The 14,439-nt window shown below is 63.6% G+C and carries 15 protein-coding genes; 8 read left to right on the top strand and 7 right to left on the bottom strand.

Features of this window, described 5'->3' with window-relative positions:
- The first annotated feature begins 11 nt into the window (after positions 1–11).
- Both C5J26_RS18280 and C5J26_RS18275 read left to right on the top strand, forming a co-directional pair.
- Positions 12–1,184: an aminotransferase gene (locus tag C5J26_RS18280; RefSeq protein ID WP_105403051.1), complete on the top strand. Its 1,173-nt coding sequence runs from the start codon at positions 12–14 to the stop codon at positions 1,182–1,184.
- A 27-nt stretch (positions 1,185–1,211) separates the two neighbouring features.
- On the top strand, positions 1,212–2,492 hold the full coding sequence (locus tag C5J26_RS18275) for a DUF763 domain-containing protein (protein WP_105403050.1): 1,281 nt from the start codon (positions 1,212–1,214) through the stop codon (positions 2,490–2,492).
- Here the strand turns inward: C5J26_RS18275 and C5J26_RS18270 are convergent.
- The 3 genes from C5J26_RS18270 to C5J26_RS18260 form a co-directional block, all read right to left on the bottom strand.
- The gene (locus tag C5J26_RS18270) at positions 2,474–2,707 is read right to left on the bottom strand and encodes a tautomerase family protein (protein ID WP_105403049.1); all 234 of its coding nucleotides are present in this window, start codon (positions 2,705–2,707) and stop codon (positions 2,474–2,476) included. The two genes, C5J26_RS18275 and C5J26_RS18270, sit on opposite strands and share 19 nt — an antisense overlap.
- Before the next feature lie 85 nt (positions 2,708–2,792).
- Entirely contained in the window at positions 2,793–4,001 is a 1,209-nt protein-coding gene (locus C5J26_RS18265) for a pyridoxal phosphate-dependent aminotransferase (RefSeq protein ID WP_105403048.1), read from the bottom strand.
- Positions 4,002–4,016: 15 nt separating this feature from the next.
- Positions 4,017–4,658, bottom strand: a complete 642-nt coding sequence (locus tag C5J26_RS18260) for a TetR family transcriptional regulator C-terminal domain-containing protein (RefSeq protein WP_105403047.1) — start codon at positions 4,656–4,658, stop codon at positions 4,017–4,019.
- A gap of 257 nt (positions 4,659–4,915) precedes the next feature.
- Here C5J26_RS18260 and C5J26_RS18255 point away from each other — a divergent pair, with 257 nt between their 5' ends.
- Positions 4,916–6,430, top strand: coding sequence for a globin-coupled sensor protein (locus C5J26_RS18255; protein WP_105403046.1), 1,515 nt, complete (start codon positions 4,916–4,918; stop codon positions 6,428–6,430).
- On the opposite strand, the gene C5J26_RS18250 is transcribed toward C5J26_RS18255, so the two are convergent.
- Together C5J26_RS18250 and C5J26_RS18240 are read right to left on the bottom strand one after the other, a co-directional pair.
- Complete coding sequence (locus C5J26_RS18250) at positions 6,431–7,663, bottom strand: nitrate/nitrite transporter (RefSeq protein ID WP_105403045.1); 1,233 nt, start codon at positions 7,661–7,663, stop codon at positions 6,431–6,433.
- A gap of 286 nt (positions 7,664–7,949) precedes the next feature.
- Positions 7,950–9,320, bottom strand: a complete 1,371-nt coding sequence (locus tag C5J26_RS18240; protein WP_105403044.1) for an LLM class flavin-dependent oxidoreductase — start codon at positions 9,318–9,320, stop codon at positions 7,950–7,952.
- A 94-nt stretch (positions 9,321–9,414) separates the two neighbouring features.
- Between C5J26_RS18240 and C5J26_RS18235 the strand changes: the two genes are divergently transcribed.
- Positions 9,415–9,978, top strand: coding sequence for a helix-turn-helix domain-containing protein (locus C5J26_RS18235; RefSeq protein WP_371681930.1), 564 nt, complete (start codon positions 9,415–9,417; stop codon positions 9,976–9,978).
- A gap of 109 nt (positions 9,979–10,087) precedes the next feature.
- Here C5J26_RS18235 and cydB read toward each other — a convergent pair whose 3' ends face one another.
- Positions 10,088–11,092: a cytochrome d ubiquinol oxidase subunit II gene (gene cydB, locus C5J26_RS18230; protein ID WP_105403043.1), complete on the bottom strand. Its 1,005-nt coding sequence runs from the start codon at positions 11,090–11,092 to the stop codon at positions 10,088–10,090.
- The gene (locus C5J26_RS18225; RefSeq protein WP_105403042.1) at positions 11,082–12,500 is read right to left on the bottom strand and encodes a cytochrome ubiquinol oxidase subunit I; all 1,419 of its coding nucleotides are present in this window, start codon (positions 12,498–12,500) and stop codon (positions 11,082–11,084) included. The genes cydB and C5J26_RS18225 overlap by 11 nt, the downstream gene beginning before the upstream one ends.
- A 336-nt stretch (positions 12,501–12,836) precedes the next feature.
- Here C5J26_RS18225 and C5J26_RS18220 point away from each other — a divergent pair, with 336 nt between their 5' ends.
- The 4 genes from C5J26_RS18220 (at position 12,837) to C5J26_RS18205 (ending at position 14,436) form a co-directional block, all read left to right on the top strand.
- A complete protein-coding gene (locus tag C5J26_RS18220; RefSeq protein WP_105403041.1) occupies positions 12,837–13,106 on the top strand; it encodes a hypothetical protein in 270 nt (89 codons plus the stop codon).
- A gap of 42 nt (positions 13,107–13,148) precedes the next feature.
- Complete coding sequence (locus C5J26_RS18215; protein ID WP_105403040.1) at positions 13,149–13,355, top strand: hypothetical protein; 207 nt, start codon at positions 13,149–13,151, stop codon at positions 13,353–13,355.
- A gap of 20 nt (positions 13,356–13,375) precedes the next feature.
- On the top strand, positions 13,376–13,618 hold the full coding sequence (locus C5J26_RS18210; protein ID WP_105403039.1) for a hypothetical protein: 243 nt from the start codon (positions 13,376–13,378) through the stop codon (positions 13,616–13,618).
- Positions 13,619–13,752: 134 nt separating this feature from the next.
- Complete coding sequence (locus C5J26_RS18205; protein WP_105403038.1) at positions 13,753–14,436, top strand: phosphoribosyltransferase; 684 nt, start codon at positions 13,753–13,755, stop codon at positions 14,434–14,436.
- Positions 14,437–14,439: the final 3 nt, after the last annotated feature.

The following is a 14,439-nucleotide window of genomic DNA, read 5'->3' as shown; positions in this document are numbered from 1 at the left end:
CTCGGAAGATCATGCCTGCCTTCAATCCGCTTATCGAAAAGCTCAGCCCTCCGCCCGTTCCCTCCGTCGCCGCCTGGGGGCGTGCCTATGACGGGTCCAAAGGCCCGCTGATCGACCTCTCTCAGGCCGTGCCCGGTTATCCGGCCCATCCGGACATGCTGAAGCTGCTCGGCGAGACCGGCTCCTCAAAGGCCTTTACCGGCTATGGGCCGATCGAGGGCGAGGCGGAGCTTCGGACCGCCTATGCGGCGCATGTCTCGGATGTTTACGGCGCAGGCATCGGGCTCAGGAACATCCACGTCACGTCGGGCTGCAACCAGGCTTTCGTCTGCGCCGCGATGACGGTGGCCGGTCCCGGCAATACTGTGCTGATGACCGAGCCCTTCTATTTCAACCACCAAACGACGCTGGCGATGATGGGCGTCAAGACCGCTTTCGTCGCCTGCGACGCGGCGAACGGTTTCCTGCCGGACCTTATCGGGCTCGAAGCGGCGATTACCGGCGAGGTGCGGGCGCTGGCGCTCGTTTCGCCCAACAATCCGACCGGGGCGATCTATCCGCCGTCGCTGCTCGAGGCGATCTTCAGGCTCTGCCAGAACAAGGGCATCTGGCTGATCCTCGACGAGACCTATCGCGACTTTCTGCCGGCCGCGGACCAGGCGCCGCACGCGCTGTTCAGCCTCGACGGCTGGGAAGATACGCTGATCAGCCTCTACAGTTTTTCGAAATCCTTCTGCATCCCCGGCCACCGGCTCGGGGCGATCACCGCGGGTCCGGTCGCGGTCGAACAGATCGCCAAGATCATGGACAACCTGCAGATCTGCGCGCCGAGGGCGGCCCAGGCTGCCGTCGCCAAGGCGCTGCCGCTTCTCGCCGACTGGCGGGAGGATAACCGCCAGGAGATCGGCCGCCGTGCCGATGCGCTGAAGGCGGTGATGCGCTCCGTCAACGACTGGAAGCTGGATGCGATTGGCGCCTATTTCGCCTTCGTGCGGCATCCGTTCCCAGGCAGGAGTTCAGCGGAAGTGGCGGAAAAGCTGGCCAGGCAGGCGGGGGTGATCTGTATTCCCGGCGCCTATTTCGGCGAAAGTCAGCAGAATTATCTGCGTTTCGCCTTCGCCAATGCGGACGTGCCGACGATCGGACTGTTGCGAGAACGTTTGCAGAACTTTTCCCTATCGTGAGCCTGAGCGTCCGTATATAAGCGGATCATGGTTCAAAGAGCAGGCAGCGCCGATCTCCCGCTTCACGGTGGCCGGGTTCCCCGGTGGCTCGGTGAGCGCATGACCAAGCTCGGTGCCGTGATCACCCAGGCGATCGTCATCGAATACGGCCGCGACGAACTTCTGCGGCGGCTGGCGCATCCCTTCTGGTTTCAGTCCTTCGGCTGCGTCATGGGCATGGACTGGCATTCTTCCGGCATCACCACCAGCGTTCTCGGCGCGCTCAAGCGCGGGCTGACGCCGATGGCCGGCGAGCTCGGCATCCATGTCTGCGGCGGCCGCGGCCAGAGCTCCCGCAAGACGCCGGACGAATTGATCGCCGTCGGCAACCGTGTCGGCATCGACGGCGGCGGCCTTGCGACGACCAGCCGTCTGGTCGCCAAGGTGGACAGCGCCGCGGTGCAGGACGGGTTCGATCTTTACCTGCATGGCTTCATCGTCACCGACGACGGCAAATGGGTGGTGGTGCAGCAGGGCATGAACGGCGACAAGCGCCAGGCGCGGCGTTACCACTGGATCTCGGAGGGCTTGAAGAGCTTCGTCGATTCCCCGCATGCGGCGATCGAAGGCCGCGGGCAGGGCGAGATCGTCAATCTCGCCGACCACCGCGCCGAAGCCTCCCGCAAGGGCCAGCTCGATCTGCTCGCGACGCTCGGGCCGGACCGGATCGTCCGCGAGGTGATCGCCATCGAGCCGGCCCGAAAAACGAAGGAACTGGCGCAGCCGATGCTGCCGCATCTGATCATGCCGGCGCATCACGATGTCCGCGAGGAGGATGTCAACATGAGGCGGCTGCATGGCACGCTGGCGGCGGCGGCAGATCGCGGCCCGGAGGATTTCGAGAACCTGTTGCTGATGCCGGGTGTCGGCGCGCGGACGGTCAAGGCTTTGGCCTTGGTCGCCGAGGTGGTGCATGGCGCGCCCTGCCGTTTTTCCGATCCGGCGCGTTTCTCGCTCGCCCATGGCGGCAAGGACCGGCATCCGTTTCCGGTGCCGCTGAAAGTCTATGACGAGACGATCCAGGTGATGAAGTCCGCCGTCGGCAAGGCCCGGCTCGGCCGCGACGAAGAGCTGCAGGCGCTGAAGCGGCTCGATGACCAGGCCCGCCAGATGGAACGGTATGTGACAGGCCCGGACCTCAAGGAGATCGTCGCCGGCGAATTCCGCCGCTCGCACGAATGGGGCGGCCGCAGCGTCTTCGGCTGGGAGCCGCCGGCGGAGGAGACCGCCAATTTTCCGGGATCAGCCGATTACTTGAAGGGATCGTAGCCGGGCATTTTGTAAACGAGTTCCGGCTGTCCCTGGATATCCGGCACGTAGACCTTGTCCGTCCAGGCGTCTCTCGGAAAGTCCTGGATTGCGACCGACACGGAACTCTCGGCAGAGCCAAGAGCGGTCATGACCGCCTTCGTCACCTCAGCCGTCAGCGCCTGCTTCTGTTCTTCGGAGCGGCCCTCGACCATTTTGACGATAACATGGGGCATGTTGCACTCCTCCGATGGGCAGTTTTCAAATCAACCGAAGCGAGCATAGCCCGTCTTGCTCCGGGAGATCAATTGGGAACTTCGCTCACGCCATCGGGTTTGTCGCGCGGTCGCGGCCAGTGGATGCGATGCGGCCGGCGAGGTCGGCGATACGGTCCATGGCGGTTGCAACCACATCGTCCGGGACCGTCAGCGAGATGCGCAGGAAACCTGCAGCCTGGTCTCCGAAGGAGGTGCCGGGCATGACGGCGACTTTTTCCTCGCGCAGCAGTTCCCAGGCGAATTCCTCGCCGTTGAGGCCGGTGGCGGTCACGTCGAGCAGGACAAACATGCCCCCTTCCGGCGGCATCGGCTTGACGAGATTGCTGCCGGCAAACGCCTTCTCGACGATCGTGGCACGGCGGCGATAATTTTCCCGCATCACGTCGGCGGTGTCGAAATGCTGCGACAGTGCCATGGCGGTCATGTCGGAGATGAAGGGTTGCACGCCGAACAGCATGGTCTCGGACACCGGCAGCAGTCTTTCACAGAACTCCTCCGGGCCGGCGGCCCAGCCGCTGCGGAAGCCGGGGGCAGCGTGGGATTTCGAGATCGACGAGACCGCGATGGTACGTTCGGCCAGTGCCGGAATATCGAAGGGCGAGGCGAAGGGCGTGCCTTCGAAGATCAGTTGCTCATAGACCTCGTCCGAAACGATCCAGAGGTCATGCTTGCGGCAGACCTCACCGATCGCGGCGATCTCGGCGGCGGTCAGCACCGCGCCGGTCGGGTTGTGCGGCGTGTTGAGGAGGAGCACGCGGGCCTCCGGCGTGATTGCCCGTTCGAGATCCTCGGCCTGTAGGTGGAATTTCTTTTCCGGACGCAGCGGCACGGGGATCATGTGTGCGCCGGTGGACTGGATGACGCCTTCATAGGTGGCATAGAGCGGATCGCCGACGAGCACGCCGTCGCCGGCTTCGACGAGACCGGTCATGACGGCATAGAGAGCGGTCTGGGTGCCGGGGAAACAGAGGAAATTGCGCTCCGTGACACCTGGCCGGCGTTTCGAATACTTTTCCACCAGCGCCTTCAGCACCGGCGGTTCGCCGCGGCCATTGGAATACCGGGTGCGGCCGGCATACATGGCGCGCGCCGCCTCGTCGAGCAGGGCCTTGTCCGGCTTGACGTCCGGCTCGCCGATGGTGAGTTCGATGATGTCCTCGCCCGATGCCTGCATACGGCGGGCGGTCAGGTGGAGTGCCCAGCGGCCGGAGCCGAGATGGGCGAGGCGGTCGGTGATCGAGGCATAACGCATCGGTGGTTCCTTTTCTTATCGTTGTTCGGCCGAAAGCTCGCCGGGCTGCAGGCGCAGCAGCGCTTCCACGGAGATCAGGGCATTTTCTGCGAGTTCGTGTTCCGCAAACGTATCGGCCGCAAGCGTTCCCTCCAGCCAGAGGCCGTCGACGAGCGCGTTGACCCCGATCGCATAGGTACGGCATTGGGCGGGGCTCAGTGCTCGCTTTTCCTCGACGAAGAAGGCGGACAGCAAGGTTTCCAGCGCCGCAAGGAAAGAGAGATAGTTTTCACGGTGGATGGCGGCGAAGCTCTGGTCGATCTGGATATGGCTGATGAAGGCGGCCCAGAGCGACAGCGTGCGCGGGTCGGTGACCGGCGGCGTCACATTGGCGACGATGAAGCGGCGCAGGCGCGAGCGGGCCGTCTCGCCCTCGATCGCGGCAGCAACCGCCGCCTCGGTCATGCCGGCCATCACCTTTCGGTAGGCCGCCTGCAGCATCTGGTCCTTGCTGCTGAAATAGTGCCGGATCAGCCCGCCGGTGACGCCGGCGCGCATGGCGATCTGGCGGACCGTCGCGCCCTGGATGCCGAACTCGGCAATGCAATCGAGCGTGGCGGCAATCAGGTCCTCGCGCCGCTCGGCCTCGCTTGCCCTATGGTAGGTGCGGCGGTTCACGGGTCATCTCCTGAGGAACGGGCAGGCCGTTCTTGGCACGGCGTCACGGCTTATTATACGCTCGAATAATTCGCGCAAGAGAATTCCTCGAACTTCCGCCGCATCAGCATCGTTCGGGCGGCGAAAATTCATCGCAAAATGTAACTTCCTATCAGTTTTGAGGGGTGTGCATTAAGGGATCCTACACCTTAACCTTCACAATATGGAACAGATACACCTCCCAAAGGGCGGTGACCGCGGCGGATTGGGGGATCATAATGTCGTCGGCTGAAGAAAAACGCGAACTGCAAAAGCGTCTGGATTTTATCGGTCTGGACCAGGAGGCACGCTCGACGCTTCGTCGTCTCGCGCCGACCATCAATGCCGGCCTTTCGGCAGCTCTCGGCGCGCTTTACAAGAAGATCCAGTCGACACCCGACACCGCCAAGTTCTTCACCAACCAGGCTCACGTAGAAAGCGCCAAGAAGCGCCAGATGAGCCATTGGAACGCTGTCGGCGAGGCCAAGTACGACGAGCGTTATGTGGAAGCAGCTCGCGCCGCCGAAGCCCATGCCGGTCTCGACCCGCGCTGGCATATCGGCGGTCAGGCGCTGGTCGTGGAAAGCCTCATCCACAAGGTGATGGCCGAGAACTGGCCCTCCCGTTTCGGTCGCGGCAAATCCGAAAAGCTTGCCAAGGACGTTGCGACGCTGGTCAAGGCGGCGATGCTCGACCTGGACTATTCGATCTCCGCCTATCTGGAGATACAGGCAGAACAGCGCCGCCACGCCGAGGAGGCGAAGCTCGCCGCCGATGAGGAGCAGGAAGTTGCGCTCGAGGCTCTGGACGATGTACTGAAGGGGCTTGCCGCGGGCGATCTGGAGAGCCGGCTTTCCAGTGCTCTTCCTGAAAACTTCGTCAGGATGGCGGAAGGCTACAACGGCAGTGCCGAGAGGCTGCGCGGCACATTGGCGACCGTGCGCCATGCCGGCGAGGAAATCCTCGTCAGCACCAACGGTATCTCCCAGGCCTCGAAGGATCTTGCCCGGCGGACGGAGGAACAGGCCCAGGGCCTGGAGGAGAGTTCCGCGACGCTGCACCAGCTCACCCACAGCGTTTCCGGCACCGCCGAAGGCGCCAGCAAGGCGGCCGGCGCAGTCGACGTGGCGCTGTCGGAGGCGCGTGCCTCGGGACCGGTCGTCAAGCAGGCCGTTGCGGCCATGGGCGAGATCGAGCGCTCGTCCGACGAGATTTCAAAGATCATCGGCGTTATCGACGAGATAGCTTTCCAGACCAATCTTCTGGCGCTCAACGCGGGTGTCGAGGCGGCGCGTGCCGGCGAGGCGGGCCGCGGTTTTGCCGTTGTGGCCCAGGAAGTGCGGGCGCTGGCGCAGCGCTGCGCCGATGCCGCCAAGGAGATCAAGGACCTGATCTCCGACAGTTCCCGCCAAGTGCAGGCGGGTGTCGATCTCGTCAACAATGCCGGTGCTGCGCTCAGCCAGATCACCACGCGCATCGACGACATCAACACGATCGTCAGGACGATCGCCACCGAGGCGGCGCATCAGTCGATCGGCCTGCATGAGGTCAACGGGGCTCTGAGCCGGATGGATTCGCTCACCCAGGAAAATTCGGCCATGGTGCTGGAGACGTCCAAGCAGACATCGGACCTGCGCGACGCGGTCGAGCGGCTGGTCACGGCGCTGCGCGGCTTCAAGACCCGCAGCGCGGAACGGCTCGCTCGCGACCGCCAGAAGCGGGACGAGATGCCCGGCCGTCGCCTCGTCGCCTGATCAGCGCCTACCGCCGGCCAGCCGGACGGCCTCCGGCCGGCCGCGCAGGACCAGCATCGAGGCGGCGCCGAAGATCGGCCCGACCGCGAGCAGCACGAACGTCCAGCGCCAGCCGCCGAGCAGCGCGGCTAGATGCGGCATCAGCCAGATCATGAAGATGGTCAGCGCGAAACCCATGCCCATCTGCAGCGACAGCGCCGTGCCGATGTAATTGCGGTCGGCAAGCTCGGTTACTGCGGCGGAGAACTGCGCCGAATCTCCGATGATCGAAATCCCCCAAACGACTACCACCAGCGCCAGCAGCCAGAATGGCCCGTCGAAGACGAAGCCGATGGACAGGGCACAGGCGCCGGAGACGATCATCAGGCCGGCGGTGGTGGCGGTGCGGCCAAAACGGTCCGAGAGCACGCCGCCGGCGAAACAGCCGAACACGCCTGAGGCGACCGCAATGAAGGTGAGCAGCGAGGCTTCGCTGCTGATGCCGGTTCCACCCTTGTCGAGGGCGGCGGTCAGATAGGCGAGCAGCCAGGCCCACATGGCATAAAGCTCCCACATATGGCCGAGATAACCGCCGTTGACGAGCAGCAGGTTGCGGTCCTTCAGCACCCGGCCGATCTGGCGCGGATCGAACAGAGCCTTGCCGAACGGATAGGGGCCTTCGCGGGTGAAGACGAGGAAAACCAAGGCACCGAACAGCGTCGCACCGCTCGATAAGAGGACGACATTGTGCCAGTCGACCGCCGACGACATGCCGCGAAAGAGATGCGGCAGCGACGAGCCGGCGGTGATCGCGCCGATGACGCCGGCCAGCGCGAGGCCACGTCCGGAAATGAACCAGGTGGAAACGAGTTTCAGTGCCGGCGGATAGACGCCGGCGAGCGCAAAACCGGTGACCATGCGGCAGAGGATGGCACCGGCCGGGCCGGGATCCAGAGCCAAGGCGGCGTTGGAGAGCGCCGCAAGCAGGGCGGAGGCCGCCATCAGCCGGTTCATGCGGATGAGGTCCGGAAGGTTGAAGAGGCTTGCGGCCAGAGCGCCGATCACGAAGCCGATCTGCACGCCGTTTGTGAGCCAGGCGGCGGCACTTTCGGACAGCGACCAGACGCGTTTCAGCTCCGGCGCGATGGCGTTGGCGGAAAACCAGCAGGAAAAGGAGAGTACGACGGCGAGGCAGAGCAAAGCCAGCATGCCCCAGCGGCCTGCGGCTGGCGTTTCCAGGGTTGCCGTGGTCATGATCTCATCCTGTGTGACCGATGGGGTTGCTTTTTAATGCTCGTCTCATTTGTCGCATACCCCCCTCTGCCCTGCCGGGCATCTCCCCCACAAGGAGGGAGATCGGATGGAGCCGATCTCCTGCCCCAATCGTCGCAAGAGATTGAACGGAAGAGCGTGCGTTTCACCCCATCGACCTGCCGCGTGTCGCTGGAGAAAGAGATGGGAGCGTGCCTCCTGCCAATCTCCCCCCTTGTGGGGGAGATGCCCGGCAGGGCAGAGGGGGTATCCCCAAGCGGGATGCCGATCACGAAACTCTCCCCGAGGTCCGATACCTCGCCGCGATATGCCGGCTCGGCAGCCGCTGCGTCCCGAACAGTTTTTCACGGAACGGGCCTTCGCGATAGCCGGTCTTGTAGAGGCCGCGTTCCTGCAGGATCGGGATCACCAGTTCGATGATATCGTCAAAACACTCCGGCACGACGGTGCGCGACAGGTTGAAACCGTCGACGCCGGCCTCATCCATCCAGGCGACGAGGTTGTCGGCGATCTGTTCTGCGGAACCCACCATCGGCGCCTGGCGGCTGCCGAGCACCATTTGTTCGAGCAGCTTGCGCTTGGTCCATTGCGGCCCGGCGGTGCGGGTCATCGCCTCGACGTTCGAGACGATCGCTGAACTCTTGCCGGTCTCGATCGGCTCGTCGAGATCGTATTTTGCAAAGTCGATGCCGAGTGAGCCGGCGGCATGCACGAGAGCACCTTCGGAACTCGCATAGGCGCGATAGTCCGCGAATTTTTCGCGCGCTTCCTTTTCGGTGCGGGCGGTAACGATCGTGGCGCCGACGAAGACTTTGACGTCCTCGGCGTTGCGGCCGTATTCGACGGCGCGAGCCCTGATGTCGTCGACGATGCCCTTGACGCCTTCGATCTTCTGGCCGTTGACGAAGACGCATTCTGCATGGGTGGCGGCGAATTGGCGTCCGCGGGTTGAGGACCCGGCCTGGTAGAGAACCGGCGTGCGCTGCGGCGAGGGTTCGCAGAGATGGATCGCCTCGATGCCGTATTGCTTGCCGCGGTGATGGACCTTGTGGACCTTGGCCGGGTCGGCGTAGACGTGGTTCGCCTGGTCGAAGACGATAGCGTCATCCTCCCAGCTTCCTTCCCAGAGCCGGTACATGATCTCCATATACTCGTCGGCGAGGTCGTAGCGGTCATCATGGGCCGCCATCCCATCAAGGCCGATCGCCTTCGCGGCGCTGTCGAGGTAACCGGTGACGATGTTCCAGCCGATCCGGCCGCCCGTCAGGTGATCGAGCGTCGACATGCGGCGGGCGAAGACGAAAGGCGGTTCATGGGTCAGGTTGGCGGTAACGCCAAATGAGAGATGTTCGGTGACGGCGGCCATGGCCGGCACCAGCAGCAGCGGATCGTTGACCGGCACCTGCACGGCACCCCTCAGCGCTGCCGCGTTGCTGCCGCCGAAGACGTCGTTGACGCCGAGAACGTCGGCGAGGAATATGCCGTCGAACAGGCCCGCCTCCAGCCTTTTCGCATAGGCCGTCCAGTATCGCAGCTGCGCATAGCGGTGCGACTGGTCGCGCGGATGTGCCCAGAGCCCCTGCTGGATATGGCCGACGCAGTTCATGTCGAAGGCGTTGAAACGGATTTCGCGCGTCACGATCTTCCCTCTGAATTCCCCATTGCCGACAAGGGTTGTCTCTTATAGGGTGCCATCGTCCACTATAGAAGACGATTATCGAAAGGCAAGCCGCTTGCAACAGGCTGAAAATGACCCGGTCCAGGCGATCGCCATGCGGCTGAAGATCGAGCGGGAGGCGCGGGGCTGGTCGCTCGCCGAGCTTGCCGAACGCTCTGGCGTCTCCAAGGCGATGATCAGCAAGATCGAGCGCAGCGAGGCGAGCCCGACGGCGACGGTGCTCGGCCGGCTCTCGGGCGCTTTCGGCCTGCCGCTTTCGGTTCTGCTGGCGCTTGCCGAGCGGGCGCAGGAGCGCGTCGCGCTGCAGGCGGAACAACCGGTCTGGACCGATCCGGAGACGGGTTATACGCGACGCGCCGTCTCTCCGGCGAATTCCCCGTTGGAGCTTCTGGATGTTTCGCTGCCATCAGGCGTGCGCGTGCCCTATCCGGCATCCGCCTTCGCCTTCCAGCACCAGCAGATTTGGGTGCTTGCGGGCCGGCTCGATTTCCAGGAAGGGCCGGTGATGCACCATCTCACCGAAGGCGATTGCCTTCTGCTCGGCCCGCCTGCCGATTGCGTCTTCTTCAACCCAGGCAAGGAACCGGCGCGTTATGTGGTGGCGCTGACCCGGCGTTAGGCGCCGAGCCAGAATTTGATGATCAGGCCGACGGTGCCGACAGTTACCACTCCCGCCACCCAAAGGCCGACGAACCAGGCGAGCCGCCTGAAGGTTTCGCCGCTGGCCATCAGTGATAACCCTCTTCCGGATCGACCTTGCCGCGGAAGACCCAATAGGCATAGCTCGTATAGGCAAGGATCAGCGGCACCAGGATTAGCGCGCCGACCAGCAGGAAACCGAGGCTTTCATCGGGCGCCGCCGCATCCCAGATCGTCACGGATGTCGGCACGATATAGGGGTAGAAGCTGATGCCGATGCCGGCGTAACCGAGTACGAAAAGCCCAAGCGCCGCAAGGAACGGCCGGCTGTCGCGGTTGTTTTTCAGGCCCGTGAGCAGAAGCCAGAAACAGCCGAGAACCAGCAGGGGCACGATGACGCTGAAGATCGCGGTCGGCCAGGAGAACCAGCGGTTCAGATAGAGCGGCTCGAGGAACGGCGTCCAGAGGCTGAAGACGCCCATGGCGGCGAGCGTCGCGAGGGCGGCGATATAGGAAAGGCTGCGGGCCTTGTCGCGAAGATCGCCCGTCGTTTTCATCACCAGCCAGGTCGAGCCGAGCAGTGCGTAGCCAATCACGACTGCAAGGCCGGTGGCGATTGAAAACGGGGTCAACCAGTCCCACCAGCCGCCGGAATAGGCCCGGTTTGCAACCGGAATGCCCTGTACCAGCGCGCCGAGTGCGATCCCTTGAGCCAGTGCCGCCATGAACGAGCCGCCGGCAAAGGCCCAGTTCCAGAGATATTGCGCCCGACCGGTGCGCCAGCGGTATTCGAAGGCGACGCCTCGAAAGATCAGCCCGAGCAGCATGGCGATGATAGGTGCGTAGAGTGCCGGCAGGATCGTCGCATAGGCGAGCGGAAAGACCGCCATCAGCCCGCCGCCGCCAAGGACCAGCCAGGTCTCGTTGCCGTCCCAGACGGGGGCGACGCTGTTCATCATCACGTCGCGATGACGCTTTTCCGGAAACAGGGGGAAGAGGATGCCGACACCGAGGTCGAACCCGTCGAGGATGACATAGGCAAGCACTGCAAAGGCGATGACGGCCGCCCAGATGAAGGGAAGGTCAATGACCATGACGGCCTCCTGCAGGGAGCGTTGCGGTATGCGGGGCCGGCGTTATGCCGGCGGTTCGGATCGGGCCTTCGCCGAGATCGCCGCTCGGATCGCGCGGCAGGCGGGACATCAGCCGCAGGATATAGAAGGTGCCGGCGCCGAAGACGAGGAAATAGACGATGATGAAGGCGACCAGCGAGGAGCCCACGGCCGCTGCCGCGATCGGCGAGACGGAATTTGCGGTCAGCAGGTGGCCGTAGACGGTATAGGGCTGGCGGCCGACCTCGGTCGTCACCCAGCCGGCGAGGACGGCGACGAAGCCGGCAGGCCCCATGACCATCGCGGCTCTGTGCAGCCATTCGGAGGTGTAGAGGCGGCCCCTCCATCGACAGTACAGGCTCCAGAGGCCGAGGCCCAGCATCGCGAACCCGAGGCCGACCATGATGCGGAAGGACCAGAATACGATTGGCACCGGCGGCTGCAATTCGCGCGGTACGGTATCGAGGCCCTTGAGCGGCGCATCGAGGCTGTGTTTCAGGATGAGGCTCGAAAGCTTCGGGATCTCGATTGCGTAGTCGATCCGTTGTTCGGCGTGGTTCGGCAGGCCGAAGAGGATCAGCGGCGCGCCGTCCGGATGGCTCTGGTAGTGGCCTTCCATCGCCATGACCTTGACCGGCTGGTGCTCCAGCGTGTTGAGGCCGTGCTGGTCGCCGGCAAAGATCTGGATCGGGGCGACAATCGTCAGCATCCACATCGCCATCGAGAACATCGTGCCGGCGCGCAAGGGGGCGGTGCGGCGCAGAAGATGCAGGCCGCCGACCGCGCCGACCACAAGGGCGGTCGTCAGATAGGCGGCAAGCACCATGTGGACGAGGCGATAGGGGAAGGACGGGTTGAAGATGACCGCCCACCAGTCGGCCGGGATGAACTGGCCCTTGTCGTTCATCGCAAAACCCTGCGGCGTCTGCATCCAGGAGTTGGCGGAAAGGATCCAGGTCGCCGAGATCAAGGTGCCGACCGCGACCATCAGGGTCGCGAAGAAGTGCAGGCCGGGGCCGACGCGATTGCGACCGAACAGCATGATGCCGAGGAAGCCCGCCTCCAGGAAAAATGCCGAGAGCACTTCGTAACCCATCAGCGGGCCGATGATCGGGCCGACCTTATCGGAGAACACGCTCCAGTTGGTGCCGAACTGATAGGACATGACGATACCGGAGACGACGCCCATGCCGAAGGCGAGCGCAAAAATCGTCTTCCAGAAGTCGAACAGCTCCAGATAGACGACCTGTTTCTTCCACAGCCAAAGACCTTCCAGCACGGCGAGATAACTCGCCAGCCCGATCGAAAACGCAGGAAAAATGATGTGGAACGAGACCGTGAAGGCGAACTGCATGCGCGCCAGCAGCGTCGCGTCGAAGGTCTCGAACATGGCGTCATCCTTTTTCTGGCGGGGGCCAGAAGCCCATCCATCTCATCGGATGACAATCGGCGGGGGGCGTCAAGAGATCAATGCGCATCAATGCCGCGCGCCCGGATGCCGCGGCCCTGCGTTGAACCGCCGCAGTGAACGAAAAGGCGCTTCCCGGTGAGGGGAAGCGCCAAGTTGGGGAGGGTACTTATGACAATGTCGGCCGCGTGGAGGTCATGCGTCCGACCCGCGGTGAACCCATGATCATCAGTTTTGTTCCCCCTTCGCTTGTTTTGGCGCGGAACCTTCGGTGGCGGTCCCGGTTCGACAAGCAGGTACGGAAAGGAGAAACGCACCATGAGCAAAGCCGTAGAAACCACCGATCACAAGGAAATCCGGCAATGGATCGAGGAACGCGGCGGCCATCCGGCCCGGGTGAAGGGCGCCAAGGAAGGCGGCATTCTGCGCGTCGATTTCGGGAAGCCGGAAGAATCCCTGGAGGAAATCGCATGGGACGACTTCTTCTCGATCTTCGATGAAAACAAGCTCGTATTCCTTTTCCAGGAAGAAACGGAAGCCGGCAAAACCAGCCGCTTCAACAAATTCGTGTCCAGCACGAAACACTGAGGCCGCGGCCAGACTGCGGTCCCTGAGCCAAGGAGGACGGTCATGTCCACATCCAAACATTTCAAGACCCGCAAGCCCAGCGACGCCGATCTCAAGGAGGATCCCGGTATCGGCCAGTCGAAAGGGTTGAACCGCTTCACCGGCGCCGACGAGATCGCCGGCGACAATACCGAGGAAGGCGATGTCGGCAACGACACGACCCGTTTCGGCGGCGTCGATCCCAACCAACGCGGCCGCTCGAACAAATGACCTCTCAAGGAGGATAGACCATGCAAGGCAACAAAACCCACCAGCAACAGCGCAACGTCATCGAAAAGCGGGAAAATACCGCCAATGCGCCCAAGGATTTCGATCCCGGCCCCGACCTGCGACGCAGCGAAGCGGCCAAGGAGGCATTCCGTCGCGGCGATAACCTGGACATGCGGGCCGCGGAAGTTTCGCTCCATGACGACCCATCGATCATCCGCGGCCGCAACCAGGAAAGCGAGCACCACAAGGGCAAGCGCTCCTGACTCTTTTGGAGAGCACGGAACCCAAACCCCATCCTCGCGGTTGTCGGACGCCTGCCCGGTGATATGTTACGGTCGGGCTGGCAGAAGAACCAAGTGCGGTGGCAGATGTCACCGCACCATCCTGGGAGGATGACATGTTCGGTCTAAGCCCAACCTTTGTCGATCGAGAGGATGCCGGAAGGCAATTGGCGGAGGCCATGCAGGCGACGCTGCCGCCCGATCCGATCCTGATGGCGCTGCCGCGTGGCGGCGTGCCCGTGGCCTTCGAAGTCGCCCAGCGGCTCGGCCTGCCGCTCGATCTCCTTATTGTCCGCAAGATCGGCGCGCCCGGTCATCCCGAATATGGCATCGGCGCTGTCGTCGATGGGCGGGAGCCGCACGTGATCGTCGACGAGGACGCCGCCCGCCGGTTCCACGTGCCGCCAGGTTATCTCGCGGCCGAGCGCGAGCATCAGCTCGCCGAAATCGAACGGCGCCATCGAATGTATTTCGGCGAGGACGAGCCGAGCGAGCATGATCACACGGGACGCGACGTCATTCTTGTCGATGACGGGATTGCGAACGGCGTTTCGATCCGCGCCGGCATCCATGCGCTGAAGGACATGGGTGTCGCGTCGATCCGGATCGCAGTGCCGGTCGCGCCGCGTCAGTTGCTGGAATCCCTGCAGGAAGAGGTGGACGACATCGTCTGCCTCTCAGCTCCGGACCGCCTGGAAGCAGTCAGCCTGCATTACGGCGACTTCAGGGAGACGACCGACCAGGACGTGGTGCGCCTTCTGAAGGAGGCTCACCGGCTCAGCCGCACCCTGAGCCATTGAGGA

Source organism: Neorhizobium sp. T7_12 (assembly GCF_002968535.1).
GTDB classification, from domain to species: Bacteria; Pseudomonadota; Alphaproteobacteria; order Rhizobiales; family Rhizobiaceae; genus Neorhizobium; species Neorhizobium tomejilense.
Note: the sequence above shows the minus strand (reverse complement) of the source record. Positions and strands in the feature narration are given on the sequence as shown.